We start from the raw sequence: 13,406 nt of genomic DNA, 5'->3' as shown, positions 1-13,406 counted from the left end.
ATCAATCCCCCGCGTCCTCCCCATCCTTGGTCCCCATCTTGAGGGGGACCCTAAGGAACCCGTCCACGTAGTAGTTGGTCTTGAGGACCCTCATGGAGCCCTCCTTGGTGAGGTCCGCCTTTATCTCGCTGAGCAGGCGGGTCTCCTCCTCCCGGTCTTTCTCCCTGCCGGACAGGACCTCCACCACTATCTCGTTGTTGGCCTCCAGGGCAGATATCTCCCGAAGAAGCGCGTCGAGGCTGTCTATGCTCCTGCGGCCCATCTTGATGGACTCCTGCTCCCTCTCCCCAATCCCGCCCCCCCGGACAACCACCTCAACGGGCTCCTTGGCGTCCGCGGGGATCTTTACGTTGAAGGTCCTCTTCTGAGGCTTGCCCCGCCAGGGCCTAAGCCAAACGTCCACCCCGATGAGCTCCCCGGGATTAAAGGTCCTATCCTTGGGCACCTCTACCCTCTCCAGGTAGAGCACCTTCGGTAGCTCCGTGACCTTCACGTCCAGCTTGACCGTCATGGGGGAGATCTTCCGGAAGGGGTTGACGGGCAGCAGGGTGTGGATCACGTCGAACTCCTTGAACATGGCCTCCACCAGGTCCGATGGGGAGGAGAAGAAGTTGGTCCTGCTCCAGGGCTCCTTGAGTCCTCCTCCCTCTATGGTCATCCTCACCTCACCGGTGCCCTGGCCGGATCGACCCCAGAGGTCCTCCACGCACCCCGCCACGGCGGGGGTGATCACGCTAGATGCCACGAAGGGATCTGTCACCGCCCTGAACCGGCGAACCGCACTTTTGCCTGAGTCCACGTCAGTGAAGTGGATGTGGTACTCGTTGAAGGGGGGGAAGACCCCCACCCTGCCGTAGATCCCCTGGGGCCTGTCCTGCATCACGGTGCCCACCACCGCCCCCAGGGATCCAAGCTTGAAGGGGGTCTGAAGGCTGGGGATGACCCCCACAACCGATGCGTCGGTGGCGAAAAAGCGGACGGTCCCCCTGTTGAGGAAAGGGTGTCCGAAGGCCAGGAACTTGTCCCCGTCCACCGCCGTCACGGTGCCGATGGAGCCCACCGTCACATCCCCCACCGCAAGGGCCACCCCCAATGCGGAACCGGGCTCAAAGCCTGGTCCTCGGGACAGTTGGGTGTCATTGCGACCCGAGGGGAGGATCTGCCGAGCGGATAGGCCGCCGGCTATCCGTTTGGCGAACCGGCCACTCACTCCCCCTATCATGAGAGGGGAGTACAGGGCCAAATCCTGGGATTCGGGGGCAACGTCCCTCGCCCCCCCATCTTCCTCGTCCATCGGGCCCTCCAGCCTTTCCACCCCGGGGGTCTCCCCCCGCTCCATGGGGGGTATCTTCAACATCTCCTCCATGGGGGTCACCAGTCCCATACGGTGGTCTCCGAACTCCCATCCGAAGCCTACTGCGCCCACCAGGCGACCCCCCACGTAGACCGGAGATCCGCTCATCCCGGCGGCGATCCCTCCAGACCTGCCGATCAGGTCCCCCTTGGCCCTAACCAGCACAAGCCTCCTTGGGGCCTCCTGCTGGTCCAAGACACCCAGGATATCAAGGTCAAAGGGTTTGATGTCCCGCCCCTGGAAGACCGTTAAGCCAACACCTTTCAGACTAGGCTTGATGTCACCAACCCTTAATATGCCCCCCTTGACGTTGAACGTATCCGCCAAGGCCAAGGAGGGGCAGGAGGAGATAAACACCGCCACAAGAAACCCCAACAGGGGGCGCGTCATCCTACGAATCCGAATCCCTCCAAAGCCTGCCGGTCTTGTAGAACTTCAGGTACGCCATCATGAGGTCGTCCAGGTCCCCATCCAACACCGCCTGGACGTTCCCTATCTCGCATCCGCTTCGATGGTCCTTAACCAGCTGAAAGGGCTGAAGGGTGTAGGACCTTATCTGACTACCCCAGGATATGGCCCTCTTCTCACCCTGGATGGCCTCCAGTTGTTCCTGCCTCTCCCTTAGCTGTCGCTCGAAGAGTTTGGACTTGAGCATCTGGAGAGCCGTGGCCCTGTTCATGTGCTGGGATCTCTCCACCTGGCAGCTCACCACTATACCGGTGGGGATGTGGGTTATCCTAACCGCCGAGTCGGTCATGTTAACGTACTGACCTCCGGCGCCGCTGGCCCGGAAGGTATCCATCTTTATGTCCTCGGGCCTTATCTCGATCTCCACGTCGTCGGGAAGAACGGGCATCACCTCTACGGAGGCGAAGCTGGTGTGCCTCCGCTTGGCGGCATCGAAGGGGGATATCCTCACCAGCCGGTGGACCCCTCTTTCACCTTTGAGGTATCCATAGGCGTACTCCCCCGACACCTGGAAGGTCACGCTCTTTATCCCCGCCTCCTGATCGGGTAGCTCGTCCAGGACCCGGACCTTGAAGCCGTTCCGCTCGGCCCAGCGGACGTACATGCGATAGAGCATCTCCGCCCAGTCTTGGGAGTCTAGGCCGCCGGCTCCCGCATGGATCCCCACTATGGCATCGGACCTGTCGTACTCCTCGTCCAACAGGGTCAGCACCTGGGTCCTCTCCAGCCTACGCTCCATCTCCGCGGCCCTATCGTAAAACTCCCGGGACAGATCCTCGTCCTCCCCGGCCTGAAGCAACTCCGCCAGGGTCTCCAGGTCCTCCATCTCCCGCTCCAGTGCGCTGAACGACTCCCTCCGCTGCTGAAGCTGAGATAGTTCCCGGGCCACTTCCGTCGAGTCCTCCCTCTCCCAGAACCCATCGGAGGAGACCCGCTCCATGAGCTCCCCTATCTTTCGATCCAGTCCCTCCAGGTCAAAGGCTGTCACGCAGCTCGCACATCCGCGAACGCAAGTTGCCCATGACCGTGCTCACCGGGAGAACGACCATGTACACCCCTCCTAAGAGTTGCTATATTGGACGGTGCAAGATTATACCACCTAAGGGGTGGGCGGGGAGCTGAGCAGAAGGGGATGGGCGAACACGTGAGGCTTGACAACCGGGTAATGGCTCTGAAGATGCTCTTCGACAACCTGGGGAAGCTAACCCCCAGCTCCGCCATCGCGGGGGAGCTGGGAGTGACAAGGCAGGGTATCTCCAAGATGGTGGGCATCCTGAGGGACGAGGGGATACCCATATCCTCCGTCCCCCACAAGGGGTACGTGCTGGAGGGCCCCCCTGGGGAGGACCGCTTCTCCCCCTCTTGGGCGGAGATGCTCCTGTGGGACTGTCCCCTGGGGCACCCGATCCTCCACTTCGAACGGATCGAATCGACCCAGAATCCGGTGAAGGATCTGGCCCAGAAGGGGCATCCGGAGGGAGTGACCGCCGTGGCGGACCGGCAGACCATGGGAAGGGGAAGGAGGGACCGTAGGTGGGAGTCGCCGGAGGGGGGGCTTTACGCCTCGGTGCTCTTGAGGCCCCCGATCCTGCCGGGACACGTCCAGATGGTCAACCTGGCCTGCGCCATGGCCATGGGGGACGCCATAGAGGCCCGCTGCGGCATCAAGGTGGACATAAAGTGGCCCAACGACCTCCTAGTTGGGGGTAGAAAGCTCTGCGGCATGCTCAGCGAGGGGGCTGTGGAGGCAGACCGGGTTCACCACATAGTGGCGGGCATAGGTGTCAACATCAAGGGCTCCCCAACCATCCAAGACTCCCCCCAAGACGTGACGTCCATCGCGGAGGAGGGGGGCACCTTGGTGGCAAGACATGATCTTCTGGCCTTCTTCCTGAGGAGCCTCAAACACCACATAGGGATCCTTTGCGAAGACCGAAAGGCTTTCATAAATTCCTATCGCGGAAGGTGCTCCACCCTGGGTCGTCGGATCGTGGTATCATCCGATTCCGGGACCTTGGAGGGCGTGGCGGAAGACGTGGAGGATGAAGGATCCCTTTTGATCCGCACCTCAACCGGGCTTCTCAGGTTCTCCGCCGGCGACGTGAGGCACGTTAGACCAATCAAAGGAGGTGAAGGGGAATGAGACTGACCGAGAGGGCCAAGACCAGCGGCTGAGCCGCCAAGATAGGTCCAGCGGAGCTGGACACCATATTGAGGGGGTTGCCCTCCCGCAGGGACCCTAACCTCCTATCCGGGTGGGACAACGGGGAGGACGCGGCCCTGTGGAGGATCGGAGAGGGACGGCTGGCCATACTAACCGTGGACTTCATCACCCCCATAGTGGACGATCCATTGACGTTCGGGGAGATCGCCGCCGCCAACTCGTTAAGCGACGTTTTCGCCATGGGGGGATCACCCAAGGTGGCGCTGAACCTTGTGGCCTTCCCCACCTCCTGCGAACCCCTGGAGGTTTTGAGCCAGATCCTAGAGGGGGGGGCCAGGAAGGTGATGGAGGCCGGGGCCTGCCTTGCGGGGGGGCATAGCGTCCAGGACGAGGAACCCAAGTACGGCCTCTCCGTCTACGGAGAGGTGGATGAAGGTGGACTTTGGCGGGTGACCGGCGCCAGGGAGGGGGACTCGCTCATCCTCACCAAGCCTGTGGGAAGCGGGATAATAACCACCGCCTCCAAGGGGGGGGTGGCCGAGGGAGATTGGCTGGATCAGGCTGTCCAATGGATGAGGATGCTGAACAACGTGCCGGGTAGGATGGATCGGTCCCTGCTTGGGAACGTCCGGGCCGCCACCGACGTGACCGGCTTTGGGCTTTTGGGGCACTGCATGGACATGCTGAGCCATCGGGAACTGGACCTGGTGATCCACCATGACCAGGTACCGTTTATAGATGGGGCGTTCCAGATGGCCTCCATGGGGATGGTCCCCGCCGGGGCCTATTCTAACCGGGGTCATGTGGAGCATCGGGTGCTAATGTCCCCAAACGTACCGTTGGCGGTCCAAGATATCCTATTCGATCCTCAGACCTCCGGGGGACTCCTGCTGGCGGTGGCCCCGGGGTCGGAGAAAGAGGTGCTCAGTCAGCTGTGGGAGCTTGGCTTCCACAGGGCCGCAACGGTTGGGAGGTTCATCAAGGGGGAGGGGAAGGTTCTGGTGGAGTAACCCCTCCCCCGCCTTTCTACTTCCAGATATCCTCATATTCTCATCAGGGAGCCCCCGTATATCCTCTGCCAGGTCTCGTTGTAGACCTGGCCGGGGGGCAGAATGTTGGACGCCAGGCCCTCCCGGATTGCCGCCTGGGCCACCGCCTCCGCCACCCTGGGTGCAGTCTCGTCGCAGAACGGATCCGCCAGGACGTTTTGAGGGGACAGCTCGTGGTCCTCAGTGACCGATGCCAGCGCATCCGCTGCAGCGATCAGCATCGAATCGCTTATGGCGGTGGCTCTGACGTCCAAGGCCCCCCTCATGATCCCTGGGAAGGCCTGGAGGTTGAGTAGCGGGTTCGGGTGCTCCACGCTGCCGGTGGCCACCACCGCGGCTCCGGCGGATACGGCCTCCTCGTAGGATATCTCCGGATCGGGGAGCGCCATTGCGAAGACCACCGCCCCTTTGGACATGGAGGCCACGTGGTTAGGGCTAACCAATCCCCCCCTGGAGAGGCCTATCATCACGTCCGCCCCCTTGAGGGCCTCGGCGATGCCCCCCCGGATCCCCTCCGGGTTGGTCCTCTGGGCCAGCTCCGCCTGGATGTGGTCCATCCTGGGGTTCTCCTCCCCAAGGACGCCGGAGCTATTGAGGCAGACCACATTCCTGGCCCCGGCGGCCAGGAGGAGCTCCACGGTGGCAACCCCGGCGGCACCGGCGCCTATTATCACGATCCTCACGTCCTCCAACCGCTTCTCCACCAGCTTCAACGAGTTCTTAAGGGCCGCCAACATGAGGACGCTGGTCCCGTGTTGATCGTCACACAGGACCGGGATGTCCAACGTGGACCTCAACTTCCTCACCACGGTGAAGGTGTTGGGGCTGGATATGTCCTCCACGTTGACCCCCCCTAGGGTGGGAGCCATCAGCCTAACGCAATGGACCACCTCATCGGGATCGTTCGTGTCCAGGCACATCGGGAAGGCGTTGATGTCGCCGAAGAGCTTGAAAAGGAGGCACTTCCCCTCCATGACCGGCAGGGCTGCCGCGGGTCCCACGTCCCCCAATCCTAAAACGGCGGACCCATCGGTCACCACCGCCACCCGGTTTCCCCTGCCGGTGTAATCGAAGCTGCAGGAGGGGTCCTCCGCTATGGCCATGGCGGGGTGGACGCTCCCGGGCACGTAGGCCAGTGCCAGGTCCTCCTGGTTCCTTATGTTCACAGTGGGGTAGATCTTTATCTTGCCCTTGGCCCTTCGATGGATCTCCAGGGCCCTCACCTTATCAACCGTCACGGTCACAACCCCCTTTAGTCCATCACAAGTCCTGAAACCGCTGGTTCCAAGAGTGGCTCCCCTCCCTAGGCTCCCGGGGATCCATCATGGCCACCTCCAGGGAGTCCAGGTCTACCACCATTCCATCCTCCCCGCAGATCACCCGGGAGCTTAGATGGTTGAACATGGACGCCACCGCATCGGGTCCCAGCCTAAGCACCCCTCGCCCCATATGGGTCAGGAGCACCAGGGGGACCGGGATCTCACTCAGCAGCTCCTTCAAGTCCTCCAAGGACAGGTGATCCAGGTTTGGCCTCCGCCTCTCCAGCGTCACGTTGACAACCATAACCTGACAGCTTCTGGCTATCTGGAAAACCTGTGGGACCAGGGAGGTATCGCTGACTATCCCAACGGACCTCAAACCCCGGCCGGAGAGGACGAAGCCGAAGGTCGTCACCCCGTGATGCTTAAGCCCCAGGGCCCTAAGGGTCTGTCCCTCTCCCAGGGGGTAAGAGCCCCCATCCTCGAGCAGCACCCGCCTTCCAACCTTTCGTCGCAGGTACCCGAATACCACCGGCTCGTCGGAGAGGGCGTCCTTTGGTAAGAAAATGCTCCCCCTCTCGTTGAAGCCGCCCCCCACCATGGCCTCCACCACCGCGTTGGCATCGCCGCAGTGGTCCAAGTGCCGGTGGGATATTATCACCCCATCCAGCTCGGTGGGATCCAGCTCGGGAACGGCCCTGCATATCTGATGCAGGCTACCCGGCCCAGGGTCCAGGACCCCTGCGAACCCTCCGTATCGGAAGAAGATCCCCCCGCTGGACCTGATCTGATGCATGGTACAGAACCTCGCGCCGGAGGTACCAAGAAAGCGCAAGAAGTTCCCGGGGTAGATCGATGACGTTGGCGTGGCTCCTCCCCCCTTCATAAAATGGCTGGGATGTGGTAGAAGTATATGCTTAATTTGGAGGCTGTGCTATGCTTTGAGCGATAAGAAGGGGTGGGAGGTGATATCAAATGAACAGGCTACACCCCGATGACCTTCCGGACAAGCCGGTCACGGTGGGTCAGATACTGAGCGCCATGGACGGTTATCCCGGCTACCTGGAAAAGCTTCTACAGCAGATCCAGCAGTGGCTTACTTACCTGGCGGAGAAGAAGTATCCCACGTTCATCGATGAACTATACTGGGGCAACGGGGACTACGAAGGGGAGGCCCTTCTCCCCCAGATCTCCTGGGTCGAGGCCTTCGCGGATCTGATGCCCTCCAACGGGGAGCTAAAGGGGCACCGGGAGGCGGTGGTCCTGGGGGTGGGGTACATTGATTTCGAGAACGCCCTTCGGATGGCCATAGACCACGGGGCCATCTTCAGCAGGGGCCGTTGCTCCCGCATATGGCTGGTCACCGACAGTTGGATCACCGCCGAGGTCTGCGCCTACCTGGAGCACATCAAGGTCCTAAGGGATCAGGGGATAGACATAAGGGCGGTGGTGGTGACCCCCTGGGGGTGGACCGAGGTACCATTGGCCACGAGACCCGGTTGCTTCGGCAGGACCGCGTGGACCGACGGGAGGGCCGACGGAAGGTAGATCAGAGCTAGGCAGCAAACGGGGGATGGCTCAATGGGCCGTCCCTCGTCAGTTTAGGCCGCCCCCTAAAGGGGGGCGGCCACGGTTCCGAAAACATCCTTGAGCAGGGCTGTTGGGTCCTAAATGCAAATAAACCTGGAGGGAGGTTCCGCCCATGGGGGATCCCCTGTTTCAGTTCACCGGCGTAGGTTCCCAGATAGACTGGGGGACCATGCTGGACAAGATAATGGAGAACGCCCGGAAGCCGGAGAAGATCTGGGAGGAGCAGAAGGACAAGCTGGAGCTCAAGAAGGGGCTCTACGAAGAGCTCTCCGCCAGCATGAAGCAGCTTAGGAGCAGCATAACGTCCCTCAAGCTGGCGTCCACCTACAACAAGAAACAGGCGGAGCTGGTGAGCCTGGAGGCGGGCAAGTCCGCCGACTCCATCCTAACCGCCACGGCGGACACCTCCGCCGCCATAAACCAGTGGACGTTGAAGGTGAACCAGATAGCCAAGGCGGAGCGCAGGACCTCCGACAGGTTCGACAGCGTGAGCGAGGCGTTGAACCTGTCTGGTACCTTCAGGATATACGTGGGGCAGCAGTGGGCGGAGGTTACGGTCAACAACTCCGACTCCCTCAGGGAGATAAACTACAAGATCCAGAAGGCACTGGACAGCTCCGGTAAGCCGCTGGCCATCACCAGCAAGATATTGGACAACCGGATAGTCCTGGAGAGCTCTTCCACAGGCCTTGGGACCTCGGGGCCCAAGGCCTCCGAGAACTTCACCATGGGTAGCTCCGACGTGGTCTACCTACCCAGGGAGGCGAACGGCTGGTACCCAAGCTCGGTTACCGTCAAGTCCGGCTCGGTTACCTACACCGCGGGGACCGACTTCTCCTACGATCCCACAAAGGGATCCATAACTTGGCTGGGCTCCAACAAGCCCGCGCAGGGGGCGGAGTTCACCGTCACCTACTCCCAGGACACCGAGACGGTGACCAGGGGAACGGGGGCCAGCGACACCCTATCCATCGGAGCCCCGAGGCCATCAGTCATCATCATAAATCAAGGTAGCACCACCTACGTGGAGGGACAGCACTTCACCTACGACTCCTCCACCGGGACCGTAACGTGGACATCCTCGTCAAAGCCGGCGGACGGGACCGATTACACCGTCAAGTACCTCTACTATTCGAACAACAACCCCTTCTACCTGGAGGACGTGTCGGGGACCTTGGTGTCCGGGAACCGTCTGGCGGGCACCGGATTGGGCCTCATGGACCCTTCGAGGCACGTGGCGGCCCAGAAAGCCATCCTGGAGGTGGACGGCCAGCAGATAGAGCAGGACAGCAACACCATCGAGGACCTGATCGCCGGGGTGAAGCTGAACCTGGTGGGGACCGGGACCGTCAAGATGGACGTCACCGTTGACGCCAAGAAGGCGGTGGAGGGGCTACAGAACTTCGTCACCGCCTACAACGACGTGATGGACTGGATAAACATCCGCCTGTCGGAGGAGAGCAAGACCCAGAATAGCTCTAGCTCCAACAAGAACGATGACTTCTACAAGAAGTTCGGGCTGCTCCACGGGGACTCGCTCCTCTGGCAGATAAAGGACCAGATGAGGCAGATGTTCTCCTATCCCCTCTCCAACCTTCCAAATGCGTACACTTCCCGGGGCTACCTTTCAACCACGTCACCCCTCAACCTGTCGGGGGAAATGGTGATTGACGTTGAGGGCATGAGGGCCAAGATCACCGTGTCCCCCTCGGACTCCCTGGAGACCATAAAGACCAAGCTGACCAACCTGACGGACATGACCGCCGGTAGCGGCGGATCCGCCAAGGGGTCCACGGTCCCATTGGACGTCTCCATCGAGAACGGCCGATTGGTGGTCAGGTCCAAGTCCAAGAACACCGGGGCGATGACCGTGTCGGACACCATCACCCGGAACACCTCGTCCAACTGGGACCGGCTCCCCTACACCCCCAACTTCAACCCACCAATATCGGGCAAGATGGTGATAAGGAGCGGCTCCACCACCTACGCGGAGAACGTGGACTACACCATCCAGACGGTGGAGAACTCGAACGGGGCCCTGGAGAGCCGGGTTGTCTGGCTGGATGGGGGTAGGAGGCCCACCGGGAGCTACAACGTGGCCTACACCTACCACTCCGGGAAGGTATCCATAGCCACCACGGGCAACCTAACGAACCTGGGGCTCTCTCAGGACAACTCGAGGAGCTCCATATCCTACGGGGGAATAACCACCGAGAAGGCCAACTACGGGAAGAGCGGAAAGCTGGAGTTCGACGTTCAAACCTTCATGAACAGGATGGGGAGCGACAACGACGGGATGGCTAACCTCATGTCCTCCATGATGTCCAAGCTGGACGACTTCCTGGGCAACATGGTGGACTCAACCCAGGTCAGCGTGGGCAACGAGGCGGTAGTCAAGGGTCGCATATCCGGCCGGATAAAGTCCATAGACGACCAGATAAAGACCATAGACAAGAGGATATCGGACTTCGAGGTACGACTGAAGATAATGCAGCAGTCTTACTACAACCAGTTCGTGGCCATGGAGAAGACCATATCCAGGATGAACCAGCAGCTCTCCTGGCTTGCAGGTATAGTGGCCCAGCTGAACGGGATGGGCAGGAGCTGAGCCTAGGCTGGAGGATATAAAACGGGGGGATGCCCAACGGCGTCCCCCCTCGTTTTAAACTAAGTTTTTACTCAATGGTGGAGGCGGGGGGAATCGAACCCCCGTCCGACAACGGCCAGCCTAGAAGCGCTACGGGCGTATCCCGCGTTTTAGTTTAAGGCCAGAGGCTCCCACGGGCGGGATCCCCTTACCCGGGCCTTCCTAGAGTCTCGACAGGTGACCGAAAGGCTAAACCACCCATCCAGCCGCCTAAGTGACGCCCTCTTGAGATCCGGCGGCGCGATCCCAAGGAGCGTGGCCGCTAACTAAGCAGCCAGAGCGTAGTTATCGTTGGCGTTTTTCTTTTCGGGACCCAGATTAACGAGGAAGTCCCAACCTCGGCCCGCTCTCCTAAACCCTCCTGTTGCCGTCGAAACCTGTCGCCCCCTCTAAAACCGAATCATCGAGATTTGATGGCTCGCTCCATCTCCCTCTTGGCCTGCTTCTCCGCCAACGCGTCCCTCTTGTCATGAAGTGCCTTACCCTTGGCTATCCCCAGCTCCACCTTGGCCCAACGGTTGCCCTTTATGTATATCTTAAGGGGAACTAGGGTAAGCCCCTTCTCCCTTATCCGCTGGGAGAGCTTGAGTATCTCCCCCTTGGAGGCCAGAAGCTTCCTTGGACGCTCGGGATCCACGTTGTAGTAGCTCCCCTTCTCGTAGGGGGCTATGTGCACCCCCAACAACCAGAGCTCCCCGTCCTTGACGGTGGCGTAACCGTCCTTTAGGTTAACCCTACCCTCCCGCAAGGACTTTATCTCCGTGCCGGTGAGGACCATCCCCACCTCCAAGGTGTCCAGGATGAAGTAGTCGTGGCGAGCCTTCCGGTTCTGGGCCACTACCCTGTCTTCCCCCACCCTAACACCTCCGTTCAAACCAGATTCTAAACGCAAAGTCATCTATAGTCAACTCGTGCTGCCCCAAACCATACGAGAAAAGGGGGCCCACTGGGCCCCCTTGCGATCTCATGGTCGGGGCGAGAAGATTTGAACTTCCGACCTCTTGGTCCCGAACCAAGCGCGCTAACCAGACTGCGCTACGCCCCGAACGGAGGAGATTTTAGCACCCCTTTCACGCCCCGTCAAATCGGAGCCGTATGGATGCCTACTTGGGCTGTATCCTGGTGAAGAAGTGAGCCTTCCCGTCCTTCTCGACCCGGAGGATGACCGCCGTCTTGTTGAGGGGGTTGTGATCCTTAGGATTTATGGAGAGGACCGCGTGGTGGAGCTTCAGGTCCTTGGTCTTCTCCAGCGCCTGGGCTATGGCGGTGCCGTCCACCTTGCCGGCCCGCTTTATGGCGTCCGCCAGCCAGTAGACCGAGTCGTAGGCTAGAACGCCGTTAACGAACTCCTTGCACTCGTCCTTATACTTCTCCTTGTAAGCCTTGAAGAATGGCTGCATCCCCGGGTCCTCCAGGGAGGTGTGGTTCACCCAGTAGGTCCCAACCAGGGCGTTACCGGCTATCTCGTACATGAAGTCCGCGTATCCGTCGCCGCCCATTATGACCAGGTCCTTCATCCCCAGCTCCCGGGCCTGCTTGATAATGAGGGCCATGTCCTTGCCCATGCCGGGCAGGAAGAGCACGTCGGCGCCGGAGTTGCGAACGTTGGTGAGCTGGGCCCTGAAGTCTGTGTCGGTGCCCTTGTAGGCCTCGTCAGCCACTATCTTGCCGCCCAGCTTCTCGAACTCCTTGATGCAGAACTCCCTGAGCCCCTGGGAGTAGTCGGAGGCCACATCGTAGAGCATGGCGCCCTTCTTCTTGCCCAGCTTCACCGCCGCCAGGTTGGCCAGAACCTTCCCCTGGTAGGGATCGGTGAAGCAGATTCGGAAGGAGTAGGGGCGAACCTTGCCCTTCTCATCCACGGTGACCAGGGGGTTGGTGGAGACGGTACCTATCTGGGGGACCTTCGCCTTGTTGACGATGGGAGCGGTGGCTATGTTGGCCCCGGAGGCGTTGGCCCCTATTATGGCCACCACCTTGTCCTGATCGATCATGCGGCGCACCGCGTTGACCGCGTCCTCCGCCCTGGTGCGCCAGTCATAGGGGACCAGGACCAGCTTGTTCCCCAGGACCCCACCCTTGGCGTTGATCTCCTCCACCGCCAGCTGGGCCGCCCTAAGCTCCGTCTGGCCGTAACCCGCATAGTCCCCCGTGAGGGCCGCCAGGTAGCCAATCTTGATCTCCCCCGCCATGGCGGACCCCACGAACAGGGCCACTAGAGCCACGGCAACCGCCAGGATCCCAAACTTCTTCCTCACTCCACAACACCTCCCAAATGAAGATGCGGAACTTGCCAAAGATTCTACCATCCACAGGAGAGGAGTTGCATAATATATCCATTAAAATACGGAGAGATCGGGGGGGGAATTTTTCGCCTATTCGAACTTCGGGACTTCTTGCGTCAAACATGCATATGGTATCATGTACACAAGAAGCGGGAGGGGGAACCCGTAGCTTCGATCATCCAAGGGAGGGATGGAAGTGAAGCTCCTCAAGACCTATGCGGAGAAGTGCGTCCGGTGCGGCGCCTGCATGGCCGCCTGCGCCAAGGCCTACTTTAAGGAGGAGGACCCGGAGCTTTCCAGGATAAGGGTGTCCGACGTGGGCAACATGCCTAACCTGAACGTCTGCAACCAGTGCGGCGCCTGCATAGAGGTGTGTCCCACCCAGGCGCTGGAGAGGGACAAGAACGGGGTGGTCCAGCTCAGGAAGGACAAGTGCACCTCCTGCATGATGTGCGTAGGTTACTGCCCCACTGCTAGCATGTTCTTCAACGCCAAGAAGCAGAGCCAGCCCTTCAAGTGCATCGCCTGCGGACTCTGCGCCAAGGCATGCCCCACCGGTGCCTTGGAGATCATAGGCTAGATCCGCCAGC

11 protein-coding genes, 1 tRNA gene and 1 other RNA gene are annotated in these 13,406 nt (G+C 60.7%); 5 read left to right on the top strand and 8 right to left on the bottom strand.

Annotation, left to right across the window (positions count from 1 at the left end; translation table 11 throughout):
• Nucleotide 1: 1 nt before the first annotated feature.
• Together TACI_RS04115 and prfB are read right to left on the bottom strand one after the other, a co-directional pair.
• Nucleotides 2–1,744: a SpoIVB peptidase S55 domain-containing protein gene (locus TACI_RS04115; protein ID WP_012869562.1), complete on the bottom strand. Its 1,743-nt coding sequence runs from the start codon at nt 1,742–1,744 to the stop codon at nt 2–4.
• A 1-nt stretch (nt 1,745) separates the two neighbouring features.
• Nucleotides 1,746–2,871 (bottom strand): peptide chain release factor 2 gene (gene prfB, locus TACI_RS04110; RefSeq protein WP_012869561.1). Its coding sequence is split into 2 segments (ribosomal slippage): nt 1,746–2,798 and nt 2,800–2,871, totalling 1,125 coding nucleotides; the frame shifts between segments, so codons are not numbered across the junction.
• Nucleotides 2,872–2,954: 83 nt separating this feature from the next.
• On the opposite strand from prfB, the gene TACI_RS04105 reads away from it, so the two are divergent.
• Nucleotides 2,955–3,965 (top strand): biotin--[acetyl-CoA-carboxylase] ligase, encoded by a 1,011-nt coding sequence (locus TACI_RS04105; protein ID WP_012869560.1) that lies wholly within the window; start codon nt 2,955–2,957, stop codon nt 3,963–3,965.
• Nucleotides 3,962–4,996 carry a selenide, water dikinase SelD gene (gene selD, locus TACI_RS04100; protein ID WP_012869559.1) on the top strand — a complete coding sequence of 345 codons (1,035 nt, stop codon included), beginning with the start codon at nt 3,962–3,964 and terminating at the stop codon, nt 4,994–4,996. Before TACI_RS04105 ends, selD begins: the two co-directional genes overlap by 4 nt.
• Before the next feature lie 32 nt (nt 4,997–5,028).
• Here the strand turns inward: selD and TACI_RS04095 are convergent, their stop codons facing one another.
• Together TACI_RS04095 and TACI_RS04090 are read right to left on the bottom strand one after the other, a co-directional pair.
• Nucleotides 5,029–6,273, bottom strand: a complete 1,245-nt coding sequence (locus TACI_RS04095; protein ID WP_012869558.1) for an NAD(P)-dependent malic enzyme — start codon at nt 6,271–6,273, stop codon at nt 5,029–5,031.
• 22 nt (nt 6,274–6,295) lie between these two features.
• Nucleotides 6,296–7,090 carry an MBL fold metallo-hydrolase gene (locus tag TACI_RS04090; RefSeq protein ID WP_242601154.1) on the bottom strand — a complete coding sequence of 265 codons (795 nt, stop codon included), beginning with the start codon at nt 7,088–7,090 and terminating at the stop codon, nt 6,296–6,298.
• 179 nt (nt 7,091–7,269) lie between these two features.
• Between TACI_RS04090 and TACI_RS04085 the strand changes: the two genes are divergently transcribed.
• Entirely contained in the window at nt 7,270–7,842 is a 573-nt protein-coding gene (locus tag TACI_RS04085) for a hypothetical protein (RefSeq protein ID WP_012869556.1), read from the top strand.
• Nucleotides 7,843–7,996: 154 nt separating this feature from the next.
• The gene (gene fliD, locus TACI_RS04080; RefSeq protein ID WP_012869555.1) at nt 7,997–10,492 is read left to right on the top strand and encodes a flagellar filament capping protein FliD; all 2,496 of its coding nucleotides are present in this window, start codon (nt 7,997–7,999) and stop codon (nt 10,490–10,492) included.
• Nucleotides 10,493–10,567: 75 nt separating this feature from the next.
• Here fliD and ssrA read toward each other — a convergent pair.
• The 4 genes from ssrA to TACI_RS04060 form a co-directional block, all read right to left on the bottom strand.
• Nucleotides 10,568–10,919, bottom strand: a transfer-messenger RNA (tmRNA) gene (ssrA, locus tag TACI_RS04075).
• A gap of 12 nt (nt 10,920–10,931) precedes the next feature.
• Complete coding sequence (gene smpB, locus TACI_RS04070) at nt 10,932–11,387, bottom strand: SsrA-binding protein SmpB (protein WP_012869554.1); 456 nt, start codon at nt 11,385–11,387, stop codon at nt 10,932–10,934.
• Between the two features lie 111 nt (nt 11,388–11,498).
• A tRNA-Pro gene (locus tag TACI_RS04065) sits at nt 11,499–11,576 on the bottom strand.
• 58 nt (nt 11,577–11,634) lie between these two features.
• Nucleotides 11,635–12,789 (bottom strand): ABC transporter substrate-binding protein, encoded by a 1,155-nt coding sequence (locus TACI_RS04060; protein ID WP_012869553.1) that lies wholly within the window; start codon nt 12,787–12,789, stop codon nt 11,635–11,637.
• Nucleotides 12,790–13,006: 217 nt separating this feature from the next.
• Here TACI_RS04060 and TACI_RS04055 point away from each other — a divergent pair, with 217 nt between their 5' ends.
• Entirely contained in the window at nt 13,007–13,396 is a 390-nt protein-coding gene (locus TACI_RS04055; RefSeq protein WP_242601153.1) for a 4Fe-4S binding protein, read from the top strand.
• Nucleotides 13,397–13,406 lie beyond the last annotated feature (10 nt).

This window comes from Thermanaerovibrio acidaminovorans DSM 6589 (assembly GCF_000024905.1).
GTDB lineage: Bacteria > Synergistota > Synergistia > Synergistales > Synergistaceae > Thermanaerovibrio > Thermanaerovibrio acidaminovorans.
The sequence above is the reverse complement of the archived record's forward strand: the minus strand, read 5'-3'. Positions and strand labels throughout refer to the sequence as shown.

Bases quoted from the DNA above. Each gene is read 5' to 3' on its own strand.
- TACI_RS04115 (WP_012869562.1), bottom strand. From the start codon at position 1,744: ATGACGCGCCCCCTGTTGGGGTTTCTTGTGGCGGTGTTTATCTCCTCC.
- TACI_RS04090 (WP_242601154.1), bottom strand. From the start codon at position 7,090: ATGCATCAGATCAGGTCCAGCGGGGGGATCTTCTTCCGATACGGAGGG.
- fliD (WP_012869555.1), top strand. From the start codon at position 7,997: ATGGGGGATCCCCTGTTTCAGTTCACCGGCGTAGGTTCCCAGATAGAC.
- TACI_RS04055 (WP_242601153.1), top strand. From the start codon at position 13,007: ATGGAAGTGAAGCTCCTCAAGACCTATGCGGAGAAGTGCGTCCGGTGC.
- TACI_RS04085 (WP_012869556.1), top strand. From the start codon at position 7,270: ATGAACAGGCTACACCCCGATGACCTTCCGGACAAGCCGGTCACGGTG.
- TACI_RS04105 (WP_012869560.1), top strand. From the start codon at position 2,955: ATGGGCGAACACGTGAGGCTTGACAACCGGGTAATGGCTCTGAAGATG.